This window comes from Notoacmeibacter sp. MSK16QG-6, assembly GCF_024158145.1.
Classification (GTDB): Bacteria; Pseudomonadota; Alphaproteobacteria; order Rhizobiales; family Rhizobiaceae; genus Notoacmeibacter.
The window spans coordinates 147,016-171,538 of sequence record NZ_JAMYXM010000005.1 but is presented as its reverse complement, the minus strand read 5'-3'; the positions used below and the strand labels follow the sequence as shown (position 1 = coordinate 171,538).

At 60.1% G+C, this 24,523-nt stretch carries 21 protein-coding genes; 18 read left to right on the top strand and 3 right to left on the bottom strand.

Annotated elements, in window-relative coordinates; translation table 11 throughout:
- Positions 1–9 precede the first annotated feature (9 nt).
- The 8 genes from NIM86_RS14510 to NIM86_RS14475 all read left to right on the top strand — a co-directional run bounded on the left by NIM86_RS14510 (position 10) and on the right by NIM86_RS14475 (position 8,992).
- On the top strand, positions 10–957 hold the full coding sequence (locus tag NIM86_RS14510; RefSeq protein ID WP_253383195.1) for a carbohydrate ABC transporter permease: 948 nt from the start codon (positions 10–12) through the stop codon (positions 955–957).
- Positions 954–1,892, top strand: coding sequence for a carbohydrate ABC transporter permease (locus NIM86_RS14505; protein WP_253383193.1), 939 nt, complete (start codon positions 954–956; stop codon positions 1,890–1,892). The genes NIM86_RS14510 and NIM86_RS14505 overlap by 4 nt, the downstream gene beginning before the upstream one ends.
- Positions 1,889–2,188 (top strand): hypothetical protein, encoded by a 300-nt coding sequence (locus NIM86_RS14500; RefSeq protein ID WP_253383269.1) that lies wholly within the window; start codon positions 1,889–1,891, stop codon positions 2,186–2,188. Before NIM86_RS14505 ends, NIM86_RS14500 begins: the two co-directional genes overlap by 4 nt.
- A gap of 3 nt (positions 2,189–2,191) precedes the next feature.
- A complete protein-coding gene (locus tag NIM86_RS14495) occupies positions 2,192–3,286 on the top strand; it encodes an ABC transporter ATP-binding protein (protein WP_253383192.1) in 1,095 nt (364 codons plus the stop codon).
- Positions 3,279–4,274, top strand: a complete 996-nt coding sequence (locus tag NIM86_RS14490) for an ABC transporter ATP-binding protein (RefSeq protein WP_253383191.1) — start codon at positions 3,279–3,281, stop codon at positions 4,272–4,274. The genes NIM86_RS14495 and NIM86_RS14490 overlap by 8 nt, the downstream gene beginning before the upstream one ends.
- 11 nt (positions 4,275–4,285) lie before the next feature.
- Complete coding sequence (locus NIM86_RS14485) at positions 4,286–5,947, top strand: dihydroxyacetone kinase subunit DhaK (protein WP_253383190.1); 1,662 nt, start codon at positions 4,286–4,288, stop codon at positions 5,945–5,947.
- 370 nt (positions 5,948–6,317) lie between these two features.
- Complete coding sequence (locus tag NIM86_RS14480) at positions 6,318–6,827, top strand: heme-binding protein (protein ID WP_253383189.1); 510 nt, start codon at positions 6,318–6,320, stop codon at positions 6,825–6,827.
- A gap of 116 nt (positions 6,828–6,943) precedes the next feature.
- A complete protein-coding gene (locus NIM86_RS14475) occupies positions 6,944–8,992 on the top strand; it encodes a methyl-accepting chemotaxis protein (protein ID WP_253383188.1) in 2,049 nt (682 codons plus the stop codon).
- A 19-nt stretch (positions 8,993–9,011) separates the two neighbouring features.
- Here the strand turns inward: NIM86_RS14475 and NIM86_RS14470 are convergent, their stop codons facing one another.
- The 3 genes from NIM86_RS14470 to NIM86_RS14460 all read right to left on the bottom strand — a co-directional run bounded on the left by NIM86_RS14470 (position 9,012) and on the right by NIM86_RS14460 (position 10,687).
- Complete coding sequence (locus NIM86_RS14470; RefSeq protein WP_253383187.1) at positions 9,012–9,263, bottom strand: hypothetical protein; 252 nt, start codon at positions 9,261–9,263, stop codon at positions 9,012–9,014.
- A 105-nt stretch (positions 9,264–9,368) separates the two neighbouring features.
- Positions 9,369–9,989 (bottom strand): VirC2 family conjugal transfer protein, encoded by a 621-nt coding sequence (locus tag NIM86_RS14465; RefSeq protein WP_253383186.1) that lies wholly within the window; start codon positions 9,987–9,989, stop codon positions 9,369–9,371.
- A gap of 2 nt (positions 9,990–9,991) precedes the next feature.
- Positions 9,992–10,687, bottom strand: coding sequence for a conjugal transfer ATPase VirC1 (locus NIM86_RS14460; protein WP_253383184.1), 696 nt, complete (start codon positions 10,685–10,687; stop codon positions 9,992–9,994).
- Positions 10,688–11,003: 316 nt separating this feature from the next.
- On the opposite strand from NIM86_RS14460, the gene NIM86_RS14455 reads away from it, so the two are divergent.
- The 10 genes from NIM86_RS14455 (at position 11,004) to NIM86_RS14410 (ending at position 24,511) form a co-directional block, all read left to right on the top strand.
- A complete protein-coding gene (locus NIM86_RS14455; protein ID WP_253383182.1) occupies positions 11,004–11,489 on the top strand; it encodes a DNA mobilization endonuclease VirD1/MobC family subunit in 486 nt (161 codons plus the stop codon).
- 53 nt (positions 11,490–11,542) lie between these two features.
- The gene (locus NIM86_RS14450) at positions 11,543–13,330 is read left to right on the top strand and encodes a relaxase/mobilization nuclease domain-containing protein (protein WP_253383180.1); all 1,788 of its coding nucleotides are present in this window, start codon (positions 11,543–11,545) and stop codon (positions 13,328–13,330) included.
- A gap of 46 nt (positions 13,331–13,376) precedes the next feature.
- Positions 13,377–13,646 (top strand): hypothetical protein, encoded by a 270-nt coding sequence (locus NIM86_RS14445; RefSeq protein WP_253383178.1) that lies wholly within the window; start codon positions 13,377–13,379, stop codon positions 13,644–13,646.
- A gap of 12 nt (positions 13,647–13,658) precedes the next feature.
- Complete coding sequence (locus NIM86_RS14440; protein WP_253383176.1) at positions 13,659–13,886, top strand: hypothetical protein; 228 nt, start codon at positions 13,659–13,661, stop codon at positions 13,884–13,886.
- Positions 13,887–13,951: 65 nt separating this feature from the next.
- A complete protein-coding gene (locus NIM86_RS14435) occupies positions 13,952–15,430 on the top strand; it encodes a hypothetical protein (RefSeq protein WP_253383174.1) in 1,479 nt (492 codons plus the stop codon).
- Between the two features lie 115 nt (positions 15,431–15,545).
- Positions 15,546–18,050: a hypothetical protein gene (locus NIM86_RS14430; RefSeq protein ID WP_253383172.1), complete on the top strand. Its 2,505-nt coding sequence runs from the start codon at positions 15,546–15,548 to the stop codon at positions 18,048–18,050.
- A gap of 17 nt (positions 18,051–18,067) precedes the next feature.
- Positions 18,068–18,667, top strand: coding sequence for a hypothetical protein (locus tag NIM86_RS14425; RefSeq protein WP_253383170.1), 600 nt, complete (start codon positions 18,068–18,070; stop codon positions 18,665–18,667).
- An 11-nt stretch (positions 18,668–18,678) separates the two neighbouring features.
- Positions 18,679–21,000: a hypothetical protein gene (locus tag NIM86_RS14420; protein WP_253383168.1), complete on the top strand. Its 2,322-nt coding sequence runs from the start codon at positions 18,679–18,681 to the stop codon at positions 20,998–21,000.
- 11 nt (positions 21,001–21,011) lie between these two features.
- The gene (virD4, locus tag NIM86_RS14415) at positions 21,012–23,120 is read left to right on the top strand and encodes a type IV secretion system ATPase VirD4 (protein WP_253383166.1); all 2,109 of its coding nucleotides are present in this window, start codon (positions 21,012–21,014) and stop codon (positions 23,118–23,120) included.
- A 41-nt stretch (positions 23,121–23,161) separates the two neighbouring features.
- Entirely contained in the window at positions 23,162–24,511 is a 1,350-nt protein-coding gene (locus NIM86_RS14410) for a hypothetical protein (protein WP_253383164.1), read from the top strand.
- Positions 24,512–24,523: the final 12 nt, after the last annotated feature.

Below are 24,523 nucleotides of genomic sequence, written 5' to 3'. Positions count from 1 at the left end.
AACCCGGTCATGACAAAGACGGTCGTAGAGAGTCTCGCCGAAGCGACGCCTCCGCGCGCTGCCAGTACGATCCGCGGACTGTCCGACAGGGCGATCGCCTGGCTTTTCGTCGGACCGACAATCGCTCTTCTTCTGGCGATCAACATCTTCCCGCTTATCTGGACCATCCGGCTGAGCTTCACGAATTACCGGGTAAACCGTCCCAATGCCGACGTCTCATGGGTCGGGCTGCGGAACTATGAGCGCATCCTGAACGATCCAGACATCTGGATGACGATGCAGGCGACGGCGCATTTCCTGTTCTGGACGATCTTCTTCCAGGTGGTGATCGGCTTCACCCTTGCCTGGCTCATCAACCGCAAGTTCAAGGGCAACGATTTGTGGACGACGCTGATCGTCCTACCGATGATGCTATCGCCCGCCGTGGTCGGCAATTTCTGGACCTTCCTCTATCAGCCGCAGATCGGCCTCTTCAACTATCTGGTCGCTTACGTAACAGGCGGGTCGGCCGCCAGCTTCTCCATGATCAGCGACGTCGATCTTGCGCCCTGGGCCATCGTCATCGTCGATACCTGGATGTGGACACCCTTCGTCATGCTGATCTGTCTGGCTGGCCTGCGCTCCATCCCCGACAGCATCTACGAAGCGGCCGAATGCGACCGCGCCAGCGCCTGGCGGCAGTTCTGGACGATCACCATCCCCATGGTGCTGCCGTTCCTCATGCTGGCGGTGCTCTTCCGCGGCATCGAAAACTTCAAGATGTTCGATCTGGTCGTGCAGCTGACCGGTGGCGGCCCCGGCTCCATTACCGAGCTGACCTCCATCAACCTCAAACGCGAAGCCTTCGAGAAGTGGCGAACCGGCTATTCCTCCGCCTACGCCATCATCCTCTTCGTCACCGTCTTCGGACTGGCCTCGATCTACGTCAAAGCCCTCAACAAGGTGAAAGAACGATGAGCAGCTTTTCCGTCACCGAACCATCGCGCCGGATGAAGTCCTTCGCCGCGTTCATGGTCATCGCCTACGCGATCATCACGCTGCTTCCGCTGTTGTGGATCATCGCAACCGGCTTCAAGTCGCCCTCCGACGCAATCGCCTATCCGCCGAAGATCGTCTTCGAGCCGACGCTGGAAGGCTATGTGAACCTGTTCACGACACGCACCCGTCAGACGGCGGAGTTTCTGGCGGAGAACCCGCCGACCACATGGTACGAGAAGATCGTCGCCCAATACGGTATGGTCATCGCCGGACCGTCGCGCTTTGGCGAGCGTTTCCTGAACTCGGTCATTATCGGCTTCGGCTCGACCTTCCTGTCGGTCTTTCTCGGGACGCTGGCCGCCTACGCCTTCTCGCGTTACCGCATTCCGCTGAAGGACGATCTTCTGTTCTTCATCCTGTCGACGCGCATGATGCCTCCCATTGCGGTCGCCATTCCGATCTTCCTGATGTTCCGCCAGCTCGGCCTGTCGGACACCCATGCGGGAATGATTCTGCTCTATACCGCCGTCAATCTGTCATTGTCGGTCTGGTTGCTGAAGGGCTTCATCGACGAGATCCCGCGCGAATATGAGGAATCGGCCTTGATCGACGGCTACACACGGTTCCAGGCCTTCTACAAGGTCGTGCTGCCGCAGGCGGCCACTGGCATCGCGTCCACCGCCATCTTCTGCCTCATCTTTGCCTGGAACGAATACGCCTTTGCCGTGCTGCTCACGTCCGGCCAGGCGCAGACCGCTCCGCCGTTCATCCCGACCATCATCGGTGTCGGCGGGCAGGACTGGCCAGCCGTCGCGGCCGGGGCAACCATCTTCCTGGTTCCGGTCATGGTGTTCACCATTCTGCTACGCAAACATCTGCTGCGCGGCATCACTTTCGGAGCGGTTCGCAAATGACCCATTCGCCCTACGACCCCGACCGCAGCCTGTCGAAAGCCGAGCAGGCGGCGGAGGACACACTGCCCCGCCCGGAATGGAGCGCCATGGATGAAGAGCCCAAGGTGGATTACCGTATCCACCCGGCCAGCCGCTTCTTTCTGCGCGGCCCATGGGAGATGGCGGCGACCGTCCTCATCGCCATCGGTGTCCTGATGCTGATGCAGCCCTTCGCGCTCGGTCTCTACACCTACTCCTTCATCGTCACGCTGATCGGCACGGTGATGTTCATCGTCGTCAGCCATTTTCCGGAGTGAGCCATGGCACAGATCAGAATTGACCAGGTCCGCAAGGAATTCGGCGAATTTACCGCCGTGCAGTCTTCCAGCTTCACCATCGAGGATGGCGAGTTCTTTATGCTGCTCGGGCCGTCCGGCTGCGGCAAGACGACCACGCTTCGCATGATGGCCGGTCTGGAACTGCCGACCAGCGGCGAAATCTATATCGACGGCGAGGAGGTCGGCATGAAGCCGGCATCGCAGCGCGATATCGCCTTCGTTTTTCAGATGTTCGCGCTCTACCCGCACATGAATGTCGGAAAGAATATGGGCTACCCCCTGCGCAGCCAGGGCATGTCGCGCGCCGAAACCGATCGGCGCGTGCGGGAAGTCGCCCGGATTCTCGACATTGAGCACATGCTCGACCGGCCCGTCGGGGGTCTGTCAGGCGGCGACCGCCAGCGCGTGGCGCTCGGCCGGGCCATCGTCCGCGAACCGAAGGCGTTCTTCATGGACGAGCCTCTCGGTGCGCTCGACGCGGAATTTCGCGAGCATATGGCCGAGGAACTGCGCGCCCTGCACGACCGGATCAACGCCACCACCGTCTATGTCACGCACGACCAGCTCGAGGCGATGCAGATGGGCGACAAGATCGTGGTCATGAACCACGGCGTGGTCGAGCAGTTCGGCAAGCCCCAGGAGGTTTACGACTGGCCAGCGACGCGGTTCGTAGCCCAATTCATCGGCTCGCCGGCAATGAACCTGATGGCTTTCGATGGCGACGTCGCCACCGGATCGCAAACCATACGGATGGGCGATGCGCCGATCGCCATTCCCGAGAACCGGCAACGGGCGAGCGGCGCGTTGTCGCTTGGCGTCCGGCCTGAACATATCGGCTTCGACGACGCCTCGCGCTATCGTGGTAAGGTCGTTGCAGCCGAATATCTCGGCACCACTCAGATCGTCACCATCGATACGCCCAACGGGCAGATCAAGGCCCGCGCCGACTCGACCGTCTCCGTTCACGAAGGAGAGATGCTCGGCCTGACTTTCGATCCGCGCACGCTCACCGTTTTCGATGAAGAGGGCAGGGCCCTCCTGTCCAGCGCCAATGAGGGAGTGCTCGGCCATGGCTGAAGTCGTTCTTCAAAACGTCACCAAGCGCTTCGGCGATACGCTCGCGCTAGACAATGTTTCCCTGACCGTACCGAATGGCGCCTTCGTCATCCTTCTGGGGCCGACCGGGGCCGGCAAGACCACCGTTTTGCGTGTTGTCTCCGGCCTGGACGCGCCGGATAGCGGCGAGGTCTTCATCGGACGGCAGTCGATGAACGGGTTGGCGCCCGCCCAGCGCAACGTCGCCATGGTGTTCCAGCAATATTCTCTCTACCCGCATCTGACGGTGCGCGAAAATCTCGCCTTTCCGCTGAAATCGCCATTGCTGAAGACACCGCCCGATGAAATCGAGCGGAAAATCGCCGCCGTCGCCAAGGTGCTTCAGATCTCGCACAAGCTGGACAACAAGGCGACGGCCCTATCGGGCGGCGAGATGCAGCGCGTTTCCATCGGGCGTGCGCTGGTCCGCGACCCGGCCATCTATCTGATGGACGAGCCGCTCAGTTCGCTCGACGCCAAGCTGCGCGCCGATCTGCGGATCGAACTGAAGAACATCCAGGCCCATTCCGGCGCGACGCTTCTCTATGTCACGCACGATCAGCTGGAGGCCATGACCATGGCCACCCATGTCGGCGTGCTCGACCGTGGCCGGCTGGTCCAGTTCGGCTCACCGCGCGAACTCTATGAGAACCCTGTCAGTATTTATGCGGCGAGCCGTCTCGGCCAGCCGCGCATCAATCTGCTGCCAGCCGACCTGTTCGGCGGCGCGCCGACCGGGGCGAAATCCATCGGACTTCGTTCCGAGCAGATCGCACAGGGCGATGGTGAGGAGAGCACCGTGCGACGGGTGGAGCATCTGGGCGACCAGACCCGGCTTCATCTTTCATTCCGTAACCACGATCTCGTGACCGTCGCCGACGCCCACACGCAACTGCAGAGCGGCGACATCGTGAAAATCGCGCCGCAAAATCCGTTCTATTTCGACGCCAGCGGCAACCGTATCGTTTGAGGGAGAGTTCATTGTCCTACTTCATGAACCGAAAAGACGACATCATCACCGAAGCCGTGGACGGCCTCATCGCCGCCTCCGGCGGCAAGCTGTCGCGGCTGGACGGCTATCCGCATATTCGGGTCGTTACCCGCGCCGACTGGGACAAATCCAAGGTGGCGCTGGTGTCCGGCGGCGGCTCCGGCCACGAGCCTGCCCATGCCGGTTTCGTCGGCGAGGGCATGCTGACGGCGGCGGTCTGCGGCGATGTGTTCGCGTCCCCTTCCGTCGACGCCGTCTTGGCGGCCATCCTGACCGTGACAGGACCGGGCGGCTGCCTCTTGGTCGTCAAGAACTACACGGGCGACCGGCTCAATTTCGGCCTCGCCGCCGAGCGGGCGCGCGCCTTCGGCCTATCGGTGGAAATGGTCATCGTCGATGACGACATCGCCCTGCCGCACCTCCATAATGCGCGCGGCGTTGCCGGCACGCTTTTCGTTCACAAGATCGCTGGCGCACTGGCCGAGCGGGGCGCCGATCTCGCCACCGTGACCGCCGCGGCGCGTAAGGTGATCGACGGGACGAAGACCATCGGCATGTCGCTTGACACCTGCACGGTGCCCGGATCGCCAAAAGAGAACCGGATCGCCGAAGGTATGGCGGAACTCGGTCTCGGCATTCATGGCGAACCAGGCGTCGAGCAAATCCAGTATGAGAGCGCCCATCAGGCCATGGCGGCCATCGCCGCCAAACTGACGGATGTTATGGACGACCGTCCTCACGTCGCTATCCTCAACAATCTGGGCGGCACGTCCGGTCTGGAAATGTCCGTTCTGACGAACGAGCTGCGCGAAAGCCCGATTGGCGGGCGCATTCAACATATTATCGGACCGGCCCCGGTGATGACGTCGCTGGATATGAGGGGCTTTTCGGTCTCGATCTATCCGGCTGACGATGAGGAACTGGCGCTTTTGGCCGAAGCCGTTCCGCTCGCGGCATGGCCCGCGCTGACCGAACTTCAGCCGGTGCGGACGCTTGACCTGCCGGACGGGCTGACGCCCGTGCCGCCCATGCCGAGCGAACATCAGCCCACGCGCCAGTTCCTGACGCGGTGCTGTGAAATCCTGATAGAGGCCGAAGCCGACCTGAATGCGCTCGACGCCAAGGCTGGCGATGGAGATACCGGATCGACACTCGCCCACGCCGCCCATGCGCTACTCGACGCCATGGACCGGATGCCGCTGGCCGATCACACGCAGCTGTTCCGCGCCATTGGACTGGAACTCAGCCAGACCATGGGCGGCTCGTCAGGCGTATTGCTGGCGATTTTCTTCGCCGCAACCGGCGACGGCGCTGCGAGCGGCATGTCCATGGGCGAGGCATTGTCCGCCGGTCTGGCGCGGATGCAGGAGATCGGCGGGGCCAATCTCGGCGACAGGACCATGGTTGATGCACTGGCCCCTGCGCTCGCAGCCCTGCCCGACGGCGTCGGAGCAGGCGCGCGTGCCGCCCGCAAGGGCGCTGACGAAACGGCCGGCATGCGTGAAGCAAAGGCCGGACGCGCCAGCTATATCAGCGCCGAGCAGCTCGAGGGTCACATCGATCCGGGGGCCGAAGCCGTTGCCCGGCTCTTCGAGCACATCGCCGCGATGGAGGATTCGGAGCAGCCCCAGGCCCGTATGTCGGCTGGATAGCCGGCGCGGACAAAGTTTTCCGTTCAGTTAGGAACGGGCCGCCAACGCGACAATCGCTTCGGCGAAATGGCGCACGGAAATATCGAAAACCGATCCGGCGTTTGGCGTCTCTTTCAGGTGAAATGAAGGGGGCGTCAGACGCCGGTTCTTTTGTGTAAGCAACTGACTGGACGCCACGCTTCAGTATTTGCGATCTGCTCATCGCCTTTTTAATCGGCCCCACACGGTGCCTACAAAAGTCGATTGATGTACGGACATCATTATTTCCAAAAAATTAGGGTTTGACTCGTATTTTGCTCAATTAAGCGGTAATTTGAGGTTCGCAGCTCAATAATGGGTTGCGTTCACCCGATTGAGGAGGAGGGTAGTCATGAAGACCCTGCACACAATTGCTCTTGCAGCTTGTCTTTCGCCGGCTTGGAGTGTCGGCGCTTCGGCATTGGAGGACAAGAAGGTTCTGTCACTGGACGTGGCCAATGCGATGGCCACGTCGTGCCTGGCTCACCAGAAGGAGAGCGGATACAAGCCGATCAACGTTGTCGTCGTCGATGATGGCGGCAATATCGTCCTGGTCAACAAGCAGGACGGCGCATGCAAGGCCTGCGGAGCTATCGCGACGAACAAGGCCCGTACAGCCGCATTGTTCGATAACACCACACGAAACTTCGAGAAACTGTCCTATGGCGACGCGAAGGATGGCGTCGGAGCCGAGTTGCCGGGCATAGCGCTCGTTCCCGGGCTCATCGCATTTCCTGGCGGACTACCGATCCACGCCAATGGCGTTGTCATCGGGGGGATTGGCGTGAGCGGCGCAAGCGGCGACGAGGACGAGCAATGCGCGACTGCCGCGATCGACGCGGTCTCCGAGATGCTGAACTAGCGAAAGCGGCCCCTCCCACTGCTTAGGCGGTGGGAGGGGCTTTCCATCGGAAGGCGACACTTCGGCCGCGAAGCCGTTTCCCGTGAGAGAAGCGAAATGAAAGGGTTCTTCGTGCGATGAAAAATCTGAATTTGCGTAGAACGATCTCCGGGCTGATCGTGCTCGTAGCCGTCCTTTCAAGCATCGCTTTGGCTGTCGGAATATACGTTTCGCTTTCCGCCGACGTGGAACGGCAGGGGCGGGACAAGGCCCTGGCGAGCCTACGAACGGCAGCCGCCATATTCGCCAGCGCGACGTCCGGATATGAGGTGAGCTGGCGGGACGACGGCACGATCGGCGATCTGTCCGTGTGGGGGCTGCTGCCCTATCACGATCATGAATTGGTCGATCGCATCTCGCGGGTCACGGGCTCGCAGACAGCTATCTACGTTGAAGATCGCAAAACCCACGAATTGTCCATCAGCACCACGACTTTCATGGATGAGGGCGGAGAGCGGAGCACGGGAACCGTTCTGGAAGAAGAAGGTCCGATTTATCAGACACTCACGGACGAGCGAAGTTATGTCGGCCAGCAAACCGTCAATGGCGAAAGCCACTTTGTCGCCTACCATCCAATCGTGCACGAGAACCGTCTCGTCGGCGCGATTTTCGTCGCCGAAACGACCCAATCGATCGCCGCTGGTCTCGTCGGCACGATGACAGTGGTGCTCATGGTGGCCGGAATGGTGACGGTGGTGCTGGGGATCGCCGGCTATTTCATGTCGCGCCTGGTCACCGGCCCTATTCCGCGGCTCGTGAAAACGATGGCGCGGATCGCGAATGGCGACTTCGAAACCAAAGTTCCCTATCTCGATTACCGAAACGAACTGGGTGAAATGGCCCGCGCGGTCGAGGTTTTCCGTGAGAACGGATTGAAGGTGCGCGAACTGACGGGCGAGGAAAAGAGGGCCGCCGAACAAAGGCGGGTCGAACGTATCGATATGATGCAGTCGCTGCAGCGCGCATTCGGCGAAGTGGTTGACGCCGCCGTCGCCGGTGATTTCAGCAAGCAGGTCGAGGCCGATTTTCCTGACGCCGAACTCAACGCGCTGGCCGACTCCGTCAACGAGCTGGTCGAAACCGTCGCGAGGGGCCTGGGAGAAACCGGCGAAGTGCTGAGCGCAATCGCCGACACCGATCTCACCCGGCGCGTCGAGGGCGATTTCAAAGGCGCGTTTGCAAAGCTAAAAGACGACACCAATGCTGTCGCCGATAAGCTTTATGATGTCGTCAGCCAGTTACGTGAGACATCCCAAGGCGTGAAAACGGCGACCAGCGAAATCCTGACCGGCGCCAATGATCTGAACAAGCGCACGGTGCGGCAGGCCGCCACAATCGAAGAGACTTCCGCCGCAATGGAACTGCTTGCTTCGACACTCGTCGAGAATGCAAAACACGCGCAAAATGCAGCAGAAAGGGCGCAGGACGTATCCGCCGCCGCGGAAGAAGGCACCGACGTGATGGTCCGGGCGACGCAGGCTATGGAGGGCATCACCCAGTCGGCATCGAAGATATCGACCATTATCGGTATGATCGACGAGATCGCCTTTCAGACCAATCTCCTTGCCTTGAATGCGTCGGTGGAAGCGGCTCGCGTCGGCGAAGCGGGCAAGGGTTTCGCGGTCGTCGCAGTGGAAGTGCGCCAGTTGGCGCAAAGCGCCGCGAACGCTTCCAGCGAAGTCAAGAAGCTGATCCGGCAATCCAGCAGCGCGGTCAATGAAGGCTCGGAACTCGTGGCTGAAGTCGCCACCAAGCTCGAAACCATGCTGCAATCCGCCCACGCCTCGAACAGCCTCATGAACACAATCGCTGAAGCGTCGCGCAAACAGGTCTCCTGCATTGAAGAGATCAACGCCGATGTCCGCCAGATGGATGAGATAACCCAGCACAACGCCGCGCTGGTCGAAGAAACCAATGCCACGATTGAGCAGACGAGGGCCCGCGCTTTCGACCTCGACAATATCGTTGCAATCTTCAAGATCGACATGATGGCTTCGACGGCAATCGACCCTGAAGAGAGTGCAATGGCCGGGGAGGGCGTTATGAGTCTGAAGCGGAAAGTGACCGACGCCGCCCGCAGCTATTTTTCCCCCGGCAGTGCCGCAATCGACCAGGACTGGGTCTGACTGCCGGTCGTTTCAGACGTCAATGCTTCGCTGGCGGTGAGAACAGGCGTTGCGCCATATGGCGCATGAGCGGCGGCGTATCGTCTCTCAGGACGAAAGGCACGCCGTGCTCGCCTGCCTTGCTGGCCGTGATGCGGCTCGGATTATCGCTGTGAGAGGCCAGCAATAGAAGGCCGATCGCCACCGCGACAATCGCCAGAATGGTCGACAGGCCGCAAAGCAAGGCGAAAAGCCGCGCCCGTAATCTGCGTTTTGCCGCGTGCGGGGGCATCGGCAAACTCCCTGATCGTTCGGTCGTCGCGGTGGGAGACTCTGCGTGCAATGGGGCGAAATTGCATCGCCGATCTTCTTTTCAGCGCCGCGATGGAAGCGTCCCTCATGGCAATCGTTTCGCCCGTTCGGCCTCCGCTCTGAAAAAGCTGGCGAGCGCCGTGCTCGCCAGTTTGCGCCCGAAGGCGCGGGTGCTCTCCAGACCCAACGGATCGAAATGGTTGCGCGCGACCGACACCAGCGCAACGGGCATCATCCGCGATGTCTGGATCAGCGCACCCTGCTCGCTCGGGCGCACGGTCTCGTAGCTGGAGGGGCACTTCTTGTGAGCGCCGCTTTGTAGCAGACCTTCATAGTCGTCGAGAGCGCGTCGCAGAATCATTTGAAGAGCCTTTGAGGGGCGGTACTGGCGGCACAGCATATCGAAGCTCGGGGACACGCCTTTGGCCGGCAGCAAAGCCGAGACGAACACCTGCACCTTCGGTTCGGGTTCGGCGTCATCGATCGGCCGCAGCATCGCGGGCTCCGGTACAGCGGCGGGCAGGGGAGGGGACGACGGAGCGGGTGTCGGCGGCGACTCGATCCTTTGCCGCACCGGCTCACTGGGCTGTCGGGCAGCCAGGTCGGAGCGGGGGCGCGGCGGGGCCGAGCTGGTAGATTGCGGATCGCTGGCGGAGGCCTTGGTGCGCGCTTCCGCCACAGACAGGCGGGGTTTTCGAATTGCCATCGTCATCCCTCCAGCGCGTGTTCGACGAAGTGGCGCATCTGGCCAAGCTCATCCATCGCCGCCTGATGGTTGCGCTGATGCAGCCGCATGGCGGGATTGGCGAGCATGCGCTGAAGGGTCATGTGCAACATGCCGCGCTCTTTCATGGCGGCATAGGCGTCGCGCTCGTGCATGGACGGGTCGAAAAGCGGTAGGGCGCTCAGCATATCCATCACCGATTTCTGGGAAACGGTCATCCGCCCCACCGGCACTCGCTGGCGAAGGACCGCCGTCGGCACCGACAGATTTTCGCCCATCAACAATTCGATGATGTAGCGGTATGTGGCCAGCGCCTCGTCCATATCGAGCGGCGTCAGCATGGTCGGCACGATGAGAAAATCCGACGAAGCGATGATGGTGTTGTTCAATTCGCTGGAGCCGCCATGGGTGTCGGCCAGCGCGTAGTCGAAACCGCGCGCCTCCGCCTCTTCATAGGCTTGCTCCAGAAGCTCCATCTCGTCGGCGACGAAGACTTCGCACTGGTCGTCCCAGCTTTCGTTTGCCAACGCGTTTTCGCGCCAGCGGATCAGCGGGCGATTTTCATCGGCTTCGAGCAGGGCAACGGTTTTCGCTCCGGCGGAAAGGGCGGAACACAGGCCCATCAGGGCCGTGGTCTTGCCCGCCCCGCCCTTGAAGGAGCAGCAGGTTACAAGTTTCACGATGCAATTCCTTTATGGCAATCATGTCGTTTGAAAAGGCTTTTGTAAAAAAGTACGTTTGTAATACTGTGTAGATTTATGATGAAAACATGGCAGCGCAAGCAGCTATCCGTTCAATAGTTCGACACTCCGTCTTACGTTTTGTGATCGGCGCTGCCCCCAAATTCTCTTGCGTCTGCCGATAAACAGATCAATATAGCTTTGTATTCATGACCCGACGCCGGCGTTTTGGCCGGTTGCCGATTATTATTTATTTTGCGGCGCATGCGATTTTTCGTTTTTTGTTTGCCCGCGCTTTTATTTGATGAGTTTCGCCATGACCGCCAATGGGCACGACGTTTCGACCGATCTTCTGTTTTCCACATCGACCACAGCTGGCAAACCCGCGCCAAAAGCGGCCCGGCCCGGCGCCGATCCCAACGCCTATAAGGTTGTGAGCGTGCGCCTACGCGCCGCCGAATATGAATGCCTTTCGCTTCAGGCCAAGGCGCTCGGGCTTTCGAACAACATGGCGATGCGCGTTGCCGCAAGGCGGATCGGCGGCTTTCTGGAAACCGACGAACAAACGCGCCAATTGCTGCAGGACATCACCGACCAGATCGGCGACATCGCCCGTGCGCTGAACGAAATCGACAGCGCCTCCGCCAAGAACGGCAAGACCGATCTGGGCCGGCTGGCGACGCTCCGGGCCGCTTTCGGCCATGAATTCGTGCAGCTCGATGCGCTGCTGCGCTCGATTCTCAACCTGTCGCGCCGCCGCGTGGATGGCCGACTGATGCTGCAGAAGGCGATGCTCGGATGAACCGACATGTCCTCTTATTTCAGGTCCTCATAGAACCGGGAGGCTAAATCCCCATGCCGCAAGCGATCGTAAGGGTCGTGCCCAATGGAGGGGCGAAGACGGCAGGGCAAATCAAAGACCAATGGAACTATCTGACGCAGAACGGCGCTGTCGATCTGCAATGCTCGGATCGCCATCAGGGCGTGACCGTTCCGCGCGACCGCTTTGCTGCTGACGCGGCGAGTTGGGAAGCGCAGACTGGCAATGAGCACAATCCGCATCGCGCGGGGCAGGATCTGACGACCCATCTGGTCGTCAGCTTTCCGCCACCGGAGCATCCGGACGATCCGGAGCAGATGGAAATCTATCGCCAACGTGCGTTCGCCGCAGCGCGGACGTGGGCGAACCGCATGTTCGGTCCCCAGCATGACAGCCAATCCAACGAATACGACTATCGAACCGCCTTTCACACGAACCGGCCTCATCCGCATCTTCACATCACGGTCAACCGACGTTCGACCCGCGGCGACTGGCTGAAGATCGCCAAGCGCGATCCGTGGTTCAACTATGAGAATATGCGCAAGGTTCTGGTCAATGCGGCCTACGATTGCGGCATCGAACTGGAAGCGACCACGCGCGAAGAACGCGGCATCACCGAACGGCCGGTGACGTATGCCGAATATCGCCGCCGAGAGCGCACGATCATGCAGCGGCCCATTACGCTGGAAGAACACAACCGTCTGGAAGCAGAACGTCAACAGGCCCTTGGCGATGCCAGGAATCGTGTCGGCATGGACCCGGAAACCGAAGAAACCCTTCAGGATGCCATCCATGACGCTGGCGCCTACACACCCCCGCCAGACGATGACGATAATGCCGGAGAAGGGCCATCCAATGCGCCGCCGCGACGCGGCATGGACACGGAACGCACCGCCGAGGATTTGCGCCGCGGCTGCACGCCTCCGGCCTTTGAAGCCGATAGAGATGTCGGCGACGCTCCGCCGGACGATGGTCACGATCACGGCCATGACGCCGGAGGCGGCGGGTCTGATGGCGGTAGCGATCATGACAGCGATAATGACGATCGCGGTAATCCGCCACCGCCCCAGCCGCGGCGGCGCAGACGCCGAAGCTTCGACAGCCTCTACGATGTGAGCGATGAAGAAGACGGCAATGACAATATCGATTTCGGCGGTGCCGAAATGCCGCATGAGGATGAAAATTTGCAAGACGGCGCCCGCCAGCCGCAGGAGCGGCCTGCAAGCCAGAATGCGCAGCCCGCGGCCGGGCCGTCATGGCAGTTCCGAGATACTGAAGCACGTCGCAAGCGCCGGGCGGCGGACAATGAAGCCGAAAAACAGCGCAGCGCAAAACGCGCCCGCGCCAATGGCCGAGCGGGCGACGCCGAGGCTGGCCCTAGCACCCGACCCACCAACGCCAATGATCCTGCTCCGCTAAATGAAACCACCGCGCGACAGACCGGCGGCGGCGTAACGCGCAAGCGCGGCAAGGGAATTGGCGACGGCAATGTTTCGAGTCACCAAATGGAACCGCGCGATACAGAAACCCGCAGAGATCGGCCCATCGCCCAGCCGAAATCGCGACGGGGTGGCAATCACCCCATGGAGTTGCGCGATATCGAACGACCGCAAAAGCGAAAAGCTGACAAGGATGAACTCCAGGCCCAGCAGCCGGCCAAGCGTTCACGTCGTAACGCTCAGGATGGGGACGCGGCAGCCGATCCGAGCAGGCAACCGCGGCCGGAGCGGGAAAACACCCACCAGATGGACCTGCGCGACACGAAAGCCCGACGCGAACACCGGGACAAGACGCGAGACGATGGCGGAAATCGCCAACGCTAACGGCCCATTCGTCAATGAAACTCAAAGCAGAAGAGGACATCGAACAATGGATATCAACGAAACGCCCGACAGACCTATCAAACGGACGCCGGGGCCGGTGGAACTGCCTCTGGCGACCTATGGGTGCGCCCAACCGTTTCCAAGTGGCGATTTCCAGCACTATCCGAATATCGACGCTCTCGAAGCGGCTCTGGCCGAACTCGAATGGACGCCGCCGGCGCCCAGCTTCGTCAAGCGCTTCAGTGCCGCTGACAACGAACGGCAAGATCACACCTGCCGATCGTCCAAACCGAAGTTTTTCAACCAAACCCGATGAAAGGTTTTTCTCATGACAGATCGACCAGATCACAACGTCGTCGCCCTCAGGGACGTGGTTCAGCGCCAGCCCGCCGGTCGTGGATTACGGAAAGTTCCCGCCCACCGGCCGCCAGAACAGACTGACGACTGGAGCGATTACGGCCCGACATTGCGAGCCATAATCGATGAGGACATCGCCACCGCACTGACCGAATACGACGCTTGGCTCGAGGCCGGCGAGACCTCACTCAACGCATAAAAGAGTTTCCAAACAGCTTTTCGAATTTTTATTTTTCAGGTGATACTATGCCTACAGATGATGAAATGTCCGATGTTGAGGACAATGGTCCGTCCAATAATCCAAGGAAGCGAGGTAGGCGCGATAGTGCCTCTTCGGTCATTCCTGACCGGGACAGTGCCCCTTCCATAAGCTCCGACTCAGACTCGTTCGATTTGGGCGATCTCGATGCGGCACTGGAGGCAGCCAATGAAGAAACAACCGCCCGGTCGCACCTCTATGACCGTCAGTTGGTGGCCGATCCCATGGCGAGAGATGACGACGTTCGCGTCAAGCTCATTCCCCGTAGCGAGGTGAGCGCCAACGTCGATCTCAGCAAGGAATGCGTTCTACTGCCCGATGAAGGCAAAATGAGCAAAAGCTTCGTCACTAAAGGCGTGGCCTATGAGCAGACGAAGCGCGAAGCCAAGGACCTTGATGTTGATCCCAAAGAACTCTGGGAACAAAAAATGGAGGCCGCCGATCTTTCGACACGTTCCATGAGTGGGATCGACTATAAAAATTCCGCTCCGATTTATGAATCGCCAAACGGTCCTCAAAAACAGGCCTCGAACTGGAAAAATCCAAGGCAGAACGGCAAATATCTGCCAAAACTCATCTATCGCGACCAGGATGGGCAATTCTGGGCCAGCCACGGCAAGGAAGACCAGGAACTGGCCGGCAAGTCGCTGGATGAACTGCGTGCGCAGAAAAGCACCGATATCTGGGTCGTCTCGGAGCGCGGCCAACCCCAGCATGTCGATGATCTGGCGGAACATTACGGAGCCCACTACGCCAAATCGCGCGTCGGCTTGCAGACCGGCGCGGTACGGGAACGGCCGCTACCGGACGCGACCCTTCAGGTCCCCGCGAAGGTCGGCGACAAAGTGTACCATGCCGCAAAAAGGATCGACGCCGCACCTTTCATCGATGGCAAATATGCGAACCACGCCATCGGCCATGCGCTGAGAAACGGCTCACTTGGCGAAAAAGGCACAAGCACGGAAAACGTCCGTCTGTACATCTCGAACTCGGCGCAGGACAGCAATTGGACGCCGTCCTATCTCAAAGACAAGCAACCGGCCCGCTACCAAGAAATCGATGCGAAGTTCGGCGGTGCTTTGTCGAAAAAACTTTTTGAGAAGGATCACGTTCAGGCGAGCGAATTGCCATCCAGGGAGCGCGGCAAACTGTTCGTCGTCGATCCCGAGGGAAAGGGTTCGACAGCGCAGGTCAGCCACGAACGAGTCGAAGGTTTGAACGGTCGTAAGCTAACCGAAGTCTATCCACCGGATCGGATTCAGGTCCCTTCAGGCAAATATGGCGCGACCACCTCTCTCGACAAATTGCTCGACAACAAGGATCGGGCGATCAGCCAGCATGTGGCCGATATTGCCGGTGTGGAGGCGCGGGAAGGCGCCGCCAAGCCGAACAATATCCGTGACATACAACGCCCCGGTCAGGACGCGGCTGCAAAAGCTGGGCTGAACGAGCGGCCGAGAGAGCCCCATACCGCCAGCATTTAGCGTCAGCGTTCGTCAGCAGATGAGCCTTGCATGAAAGGGAAGGCGATATCCGAAGCGAAGAACCGGTTCCTCGCTTTGCGCCTTTCCTTTCACCGAACCAGAGAAGGAGCTTCCGATGTTCGAGCTCAGATCCACACCCGCACGATATAAATCCCGGACCGATCGGCGCGCCGGTGCGGTCGCTGGCATGATCGACGCTCAAACGGAGCAGGTCACCCAAAACGCTTCCCGCCATTTCGATCAATATTCGGCGATGGCCGATCCGGACTATTTCAACAGCCCGGTTAGACGCCAAACGCGGCGTTCCGGCCTCTTTCGCAGGGCAAGCCGCGAAGTGTCGTTCGACAATGAGGACAATGTGCATCTGACTGAGCGGCGCGGATCCCTGGAAACGAAGCTATTCATCGGCAGCCGGCCATTGTCCGAAGACGATTGCACCCGCCTGAATATCGATCCTTCTCACGCCGGAAAAATCGAGATGGCTTTAGACGTCTCCGATCGCCACGGGTACAGCCAGCGTACTTTCCTCGTCGACCCGAACAACCCGAAAGATCGAACGCTCTACTCCCTCAAACAGGGTGACTATAACGGCCGCTATTCCGAGGAATGGCAACAAGACGAAAACGGAAAATTTCAGGAGCACTCCTTCCGCGATGGCAACTATTCGCGCGAACTCGGCCGGGAAAATGCTGACGGCTCGCGCGAACTTTATATTGTCAACGGCCGGAAGCAGGAGCTCTACCGCATCGAAGAAGACGGTCGGATTTCGCCGCAAATGCGCAGCACTTCCACTTTTTCGAAAACCATCAGCATGGTCGAGGGCAGCGGCGGCACACGTTCCAGGACCGATATCAATCACTTCGGCGGGCTCTACAGCAAATCCTATGAATCTCGTCTCGACGAACGCGGGCAGCGCATGGACAAAACCTCTACCGGTCGTCGTGTTGGCCTCTACGAAAGCAGGTACAAACTGGATTCAGAAGGCCGATTGCAATCGCGGAGCCGCTCATTCGGATTCCTCGCCAGCAAGACCGTCGATTATGAAGACGATACCGGCCTCAAAAACGTAAAGGTCAAAATACTAGGCGTTAAGGTGCGCGATCTTGAGAAGCGCCACAATAGCGGTCGGGGAAACGACGATACCTGGAGCTCGACGGGCTCGACGGCGACTTCCGGATTTTCAGGGCGAACTTTAGGACGCAACGCCTTCCCACATCCCTCGCTGGCGGACCGGAGGTCGGATACGCTTGCCTCCAACCGATCTGATTTTTCATCCGCTTCGCGCCGGACGTTCAATGTTCCTCCACCGCGGAACGGAGCAGCCGAGCTTCCAACGGGCGGCCCGACCGGGCTTCGCCATTCGCGCATTCCTGTCCTCAAAAGAAAGGATTTCGGCCCAGCCTACCTGGCAGATTTCGAAAGACCCGGCTTTCAGCAATCCTTGCCACCCAAGGGGATAGAAGGCGGCGATCGTAATGCAAGGCCGGAGCCGACTCAGGAAGAGCTGGAAAAAATGCTGCCGCGTCAGCGCGATGCATATGCTCCGCCCGGAAAAGGCACACCGCCTGAGTATATGAATGCCGTCCTCAGGGCCAAAGGAATGCCAGGAATTTCGGCTGAAGGCGCAGCGCGCCTGAATATGCCTGCCAGCGCACCGACATACGCGCCCCACGACCCTCCGGTGCCTCCACGACGCAACGCAAGCGAGCAGCTCAAGACCGAGCAACCGCCAGAAAGGCCGCCCAAACTGATAGACACGCAATCGCGCGAGCCGTCCGCATTCGCGCCGGCATACGCGCGCATCGAGAATAATGTCTATCGCGACACCAAATTGATCGAGAAGGAACAGCCGAACAGCGATTTTGTAAAGAAGATGAAAGCAGGGGACGCATCTGTCGACATCGTCTTCAGCAACAAAAAAGGCGATCTGCTGATGACCGCCAGTTACATGGAGAGCAAGGCACCCCTCAAAACGGTTCTGGATCAAAGGACAAAAGAGACAGGAATCGACAGCGCCGTCGGCAAGCGCGCCTTCAAGGGAGAAAAGCCACAAATTCTTATCGATACGAGGGACGGTCGCCTCCTCGGACAGGATCATCCGGAGATCGTTGCGGCGCGTGGCGACAAATCCCTCGTCGAAGCGTTCGGTGAGAAACGGGTATTGGTTCAGCGCGGGACGACGAAATCCATAGCCAACGGCGCGCTCGATGAAAATTCCAATGACAGTGCTTCGGTACGGGCGCTCAAACAGAAAATCCGGGAAGAGGTCAACCGGCCGGGAAGCGCCGAAATCGAGCGGGAAGGCAAGCCCGCGGATGCAGACAGTGACCGGCGTCGAAAGACCGATACCGGAAAAGCGGCCAAAACCGAAACGTCGAAGGCGTCTGACGACGACTTGAGCCCAGAAGAACTGGCCTTTCTTGGCTCTGGATACTCAAGTAGCGACAATCACCGGAAGGACTGCGGCAAGACCGACCAAGCTAAAGATGGCTATGAGTCCGACAGCAACGATGACGGCCCGGTCGAAGACACGCCGCGACCGGGCCGTGGAAAAACCCTGCCGACCCAAATTGCGAACGACACGACATTGGATGCCCGTCCGCAACGCGGGCGTGCGTAACGGTTGGCGGCCAGGAAATGCTGAGAACCGCGCTGAACTACGGCGGCGCCGTCACGCCGCCGCCGCCCATGCCACCCTCGGTCAGACAGGGCGCGATTACGGTTCGCCGCCTTGGTGAAGCCGCCGGGGGCATTGGTCGAAGCGGGGCGCAGAGGAAAGTGACGGCAGTTCCTCCGCCATCGCCGCCGAAACAACCAATCAAACCCCGTCCGCCGATCAGACCGCGCCGACTGCCAAGACCCGGCACGGTTCGCACTCTCCAGCAACAGATGGAGCAGCGGCGTCGGGCCGGTCTGTTCACTGCCAGCCGCTTGTTACGGGAAGGTCGCGACGATGATCGCGCCATCGGCCTCGCCGCCGGCGCTTCGCTCGAGGATCACCGTCCGCGCGGCGGAGAACAGCCGCCCGTCAAACAGTTGAGCGAGCGCGCCAGCGAACGCCGTGCGACGCGTCAGACCAGTGTCGACGGCGAACGCTCGGCCGAGCGCCAGACCGCCGACCCGATCGCTGCCCGCCAACAACGCAGCCGACCGGACCTGAACGATAATGAGAGGTCCCAGTCCGACATCGCGCGTGATCGAGGCCTCGACGAGCGCTCACGCACTCATGTCCGGTGAAGGTGCACACTATGGCTAATGACCGGCAAAGCGACGAAGATATTTATGAGACCGCGTCCGAGAGGGGTGACGACGCATATGAAACCGCCTTGGAACGCGCCCATGTGCCGCTTTCGTCGCAGCAGAGAGTTCGTTCGCGATTTGACCAGACCCCGCCTTATGCTTCGCCGGAGCCACAGTTGGTCATCGACTCTTTTCTGCAACCTGCAGATCGTGACGATCGTGTCAGGCCCGCCCGGTCGACCGCACCGGCAGAACCGGCCTCCGCCGATTCACAAGGGCCCGGATCCGAAACGACCCGCCAGCGGCTCATTCACGATGGTCTACCTGTCGAGCGTTTCAGTGACGATGTCCTGATGAGCGATGGGGCGCCGACCGGCCGCCCTGACGAGATGATCTTTCTATCCCGTCAGCAATTCGCCGAGAAATACGGTCACGCTCCAACCCCCGAAGAGATGGATGAAAGATCTTTACTTCTGCGCGATAAGGAGGGAAATTACCGGACGAGGGAGGAGATCTACCGATCCATTAAGATCGGCAAATCCGTCCCACGTGACCAGCGTCAGGCGCGGCGCGATAAGATATTCGCCGAGCAGATGGCCAAATATGGCGTTAGTACCCAACGCTTTGGCAAAGCCCTGAATTGGAACAACTATCTCGACACGCCGGCGGGCAGCCGATGGCAGTACAAAAAATTCGTACATCCATTGCAGTCGGGACAGGACAATCCGGACATTCTGATCCGATCTGCGGATGGCTCCTACCTGGGCATCTACCCCAAATTGAGACCCGACTTCCATCCGCTCAGCATCGACCAGATCGGCGCAGAGCGCGGTGACCGCTATGTCTGGCTAAAGGGTGAAGACCGCACCTACTATAACCTCAATAATTTATCCGGTGGTTCGGCTGGCTCTCTTTATGAGAAATACCTTCAAACCAACAATCCCCATCAATTGCCCAACCTCCTGGTGCGGCGAGACCGGGTCGCCTACGCCGCGGGAGACACTTATGATCTGGCGCTCAAGACGGCGCGAGAAACCGGGGGCAGGCCCAACAATCCATACGAGGGCGGAGTGCTCATGCGGGGGCGAAATGGCAAGTCGCTTGTCAAACCCTCGACGCTGGAATGGATGGGGCAGGAAAACTACCGGGACGAGCACTATTCCCGACGCGCCAACGAAGCACTCGCCGTGCCCGCCGAAATGCAGAGCGATCCGGAAGAAAGGGTGCCTTCCGTTCTTGTCGCCGATCCCAAAAATCCCCGTATTTACCTCGACGGGGAGATGTTCCGACTGATCACCGGTCACAGGATTGCGTCTCAGCCGGACACGGCAATCCTTATCCAGAACCACGATCAGCGCGGTGGGACAGGCAATTTCGCGACCCTTGCCTTCGTCCTCGACCCCGGAAACGACAAATCGCTTACGACCGGGCAGAAAACTCTGATCGGGCGCGATGTCCCTTCTTATGAATGGAACCCGGACGACGGGTTCGGCACCGACACATCTTCGGCGGACGAACAACGTCATCCGCCACACGCTCAGCTTGGCGGAAAGCGCAAAAGAGAAGCATCCGTCTCCGAGCAGGGCGAAAGCTCAGCGGACGAAACAAGGGCTCCGCCAAGCAAACGTTTCCGGTTGGACAGTTCGGCGAGGCTAGCGGCGCTGCCAGTTCGCACCGCGCTGAAATCCGCCTACCTCAAATTCGGGGGCGAATATTTCGCGACACGAAGCGTGGTCGAAAAATTTCCCCGAAACCCGCAGACCCGCGCCATGATCAGAGGCGACAGAAGTTGCGATCTTCTGTTCAAGGCTTCGGACGGCCATACGGTCCTGCCCGGCAATGTGCTCGTTCAGGAAACGGGCGAGGCAGGCCGCGCGCGCATTCGGCGAGCCGGTTTGTCGTCCATATTCGCCGACCAGTTATCCGATGCGCCGTTAGGCCCGCCCGCTCTGGTCAATAGCGGCGATGGCCGCCTGATCCCGTATGACAGCGCGACGGTCGGACGAAACCTCAAGGGCCGCTCGGTTATCGAGACATTCGGACCGGATCGCTCGATGATCCGCATGGAGAACGGCGGCTACCGAACCTATGCCGCAACGCTTCACCTCGGCGATCCCGTCTCAATCGAGGCCGCCTCGGCGATCGGGGTGGAGCCGCGGGAGAGAGTGCGGCAGGTCGGTCCAGAACAGGACGATACTTCCGAAAGCGAAGGCCTGATCTCCTGGTCGGAGAGCGACTATGGAGGCCGGGAGGAGCGTGGCGCAACCGATCCGGCAGAACCGGGACGGACCGATCGCAGCCGGTCACGGCAATCCTCAATAGGTATCTGAAGGGAAACAGGATGAACGCCAACGGCAAAATCTTCTCCACCCTCCTTTTCGCCCTGATCTTCTCTCTGCCGGTCGGGTGGCTGGTCGCATCGATCTATGTGACGCTGGCCAATGGCGGTGGCATGGCCGGGCTTGCGGAACTCGACCTTCTGGCCTTCTGGTACGAAACGCCGCTCTATCTCGGTTTCGTTACCCGACAATTCTACTGGGGGCTCGGGCTGATCGGCGCGACAAGCGCGGTTCTTCTCGCCGTGACGGCGGCGCTTGCCTTCAGACCCAAGCATTTCGGTACAGCCCGCTGGGCGGGCTTCGGCGAGATGCGTCGGCTGAAATATCTGCGGCCCTACCGCAAAATATCCGGACCAGTCTTCGGTAAAACGAAGGGACCGCGCACGCCCGGCCTCTACCTGACCAATGGCGAACAGCCGCATAGCCTGGTGGTCGCGCCGACCCGCGCGGGTAAGGGCGTCGGCGTGGTCATCCCAACGCTTCTGACATTCGATGGATCGGTGCTCGCCCTCGACGTCAAGGGAGAGCTGTTCGAACTGACGTCTCGCGCTCGCAAGAAACGCGGTGACCGGATCTTCAAATTCTCGCCCATGGACCCGGACGGGCTGACCCATTGCTACAACCCTGTTCTCGACATCGTGCGCGTGCCACCGGAGCGGCGCTTTTCCGAAGCGCGGCGGCTGGCCAACAATCTGATCGCGGCGAAAGGCAAGGGCTCGGAGGGCTTTATCGATGGCGCGCGCGATCTGTTCGTCGCCGGCGTGCTGGCCTGCATCGAACGCGGCAATCCTACCATTGGCGCGGTCTACGACCTCTATGCCCAGCCCGGCGAGAAATACAAACTCTTCGCCCAGCTTGCCGAAGAGAGCAACATTGCCGAGGTGACGCGCATCTTCGACAATATGGCCGGCAACGACACCAAGATCATCACCTCCTACACCTCCGTTCTCGGCGATGGCGGACTCAATTTATGGGCCGATCCGCTCATCAAGAACGCGACCAGCCGTTCCGATTTCTCGATCTACGATCTGCGCCGAGACCCGACCTCGATCTATCTGTGCGTCAGCCCCAACGATCTGGAAGTGATAGCCCCGCTGGTGCGGCTCTTCTTCCAGCAGATCGTCTCCATCCTCCAACGGACCATGCCCGGGGACGACGAGGTCTTCGAGGTGCTGTTCCTGCTCGATGAGTTTAAGCATCTCGGAAAGCTGGACGCTATCGAAACCGCCGTCACGACCATTGCCGGATATAAGGGCCGGTTTATGTTCATCATTCAGAGCCTGTCGGCGCTGACCGGCGCCTATGAGCAGGCGGGCAAGGAGAACTTCCTGTCCAATGCGGGCGTGCAGGTTTTCATGGCCACGGCCGATGACGAAACACCGGAATATATCTCCAAGGCCATCGGCGAATACACCTTCTCCAACAAGACCACCTCCTACAATCGCAAGGAGTTCTTCGACGCAAATATCCAGAAAACCGACCAGGGCTCGCCGCTGCTCCGGCCCGAACAGGTGCGTCTGCTGGAGGACGACATGCAGATCGTGCTGGTCAAAGGCCAGCCGCCGATGAAGATGCATAAGGTCAAATATTACGCCGACCGCTATCTCAAACCGTTATTCGAGGGACAGGCGGGGCCACTACCGCAGCCCGACCCGATTCCACTGACCGCAGAGACAACACCGCCTGTCATGCTGAAGGAGCAGGAGGAGGCCGGGCGGCGGGACGATGAGGAGATTATCGACGACGACGATGATTTCGATGCGGCAATCGATGACAACGAGTCGGACGAGATTGCCCCGACGGCCGATGCCGCGCAGGAAGACGATACTCGCCGAAGCCGGCCTGCAGATGCGGCTCTGGCGCAGCAACGCGCCGCCCAATTCGATCAGAATATCCGTAACGGGGCTGCGGCCGATGCTGCGGCGCAGGGGGCACAGTCAAGCGCTGCAGCCAATCCGGCCACGCCGCAGGGCGGAGGCGGAAATAGCGGTGTCGATTCTACGACCACCGAAAACGCCGAAACGCCGGCTCAGGCCGAGCAGCGCAAATTGCTTGAGCGGATCATAGCGCTTCAACAACGCCAGGACGGCCAATCGCTGGAGCATTCCTGACCTGCCGGTCGCCAGACGCATAAACCCGAAAGGACGATACTATGAGCGATTACGAAGACGCCCAAGCCGATACGGAAACGCGGTTTCTAAATCTGGGAAAACTGGCAAAGCTTCACCGTCTCAACGCTAACTGGGAAGAAGGGCATCAGCAATTAATCGCGGAAGCGGCTGCTTCCGAAGCCGCAGCACGGCTTGCCGCCTATTCGACGGAATGCCTCACTCACGAAGTTCACAAAAATGATTTGAAATCGACGCGGGTGTTCCACCCCGAACTACAGGCGCAATTCGAAGTGGTCAGCCGCCTTCTGGACGAGCATGTCGGCACCGGGCCGGATCGCAGCGAAAAGCGGCGCGCGGTTCTTCGAAAGGCCGAGGCGTTCGTGCCGTCGTCTGAATTCTATGAGGGCGAAAGCACCTACTATATCGAAAACTCTCAGATTTTCGAGGCGGATAAAAACTTCAGCCATCGGCAGATCGCTGACAGCCTGAATGAGAGGGAGGGGAATGCAGCCCTTCCACGCTATTTGCTGGACCGGGAGCTTGGGCTCAAGCCACGAAAGCCGGACTATACAGGTTGGCTGGAGAAAAATTTCGATCCCGATGCCGCCAACGCGCTCGTCAGAGCAGTCGATGAACTGCAAAGCGACATCCGCGACAGAGCGCGGACACTCGATGATTTTTCTACCGATGGCCGTGACGCCATAGCACCCTATCGAAACAATCAGAACGATCGCTCGACTGAGACGGCGCGGTTGGCAGTAGCAATCGCCACCCGGGATGCAGATCTTGAACGGGAGTGGCCGCAAGACACGCTGCGACGCATTGACGACCATCTCTCGCAGCGGCGGCAGGCAGCCGAACAGGTATCGAACGAGTCGTTCTTCGATAGCTCGTCAGAGGAAGGATCGCCGCTCCCCGCCGCGCCAGAAGGTTCAGACCGAAAGCGCAAGCTGAGCCGCGATGATAGCGAAACGGAACGTCCCCGTCAGGTTCGGCGGCTCTCCGCCGGTTCCCGGCCGGAACCGGCCCTACAAGACGATCAGGCGGACATCAGCACCGCGTCGGAAGCCTCGCAGCCGCCTTCGCCCGGACGTGAGGAGAGCGATCCTTCCCAGGCATCCATGGGGCAAAACGAACGCGTCGATCTCGATCTGGCTCGTATCGGCGTTTATGATCCAACGGATGAGCAGCGAACGATTATGCGCGACTGGGATCAACCCGGCCAACTGACCCATGACCGGCTCATGGCGATGACCGATGAGCATCGAGGCCACCATGACATCGACGATGACGCCTTCCTGACCGAGAGCGAGCCGGATGTCCAAAACGCAGCTCTCGACCGATCCCAAAGGGATCGCTCGCGCGAGCGCAGCCAGAGCGCGGGGCGATAAGCCCTGGTCCTG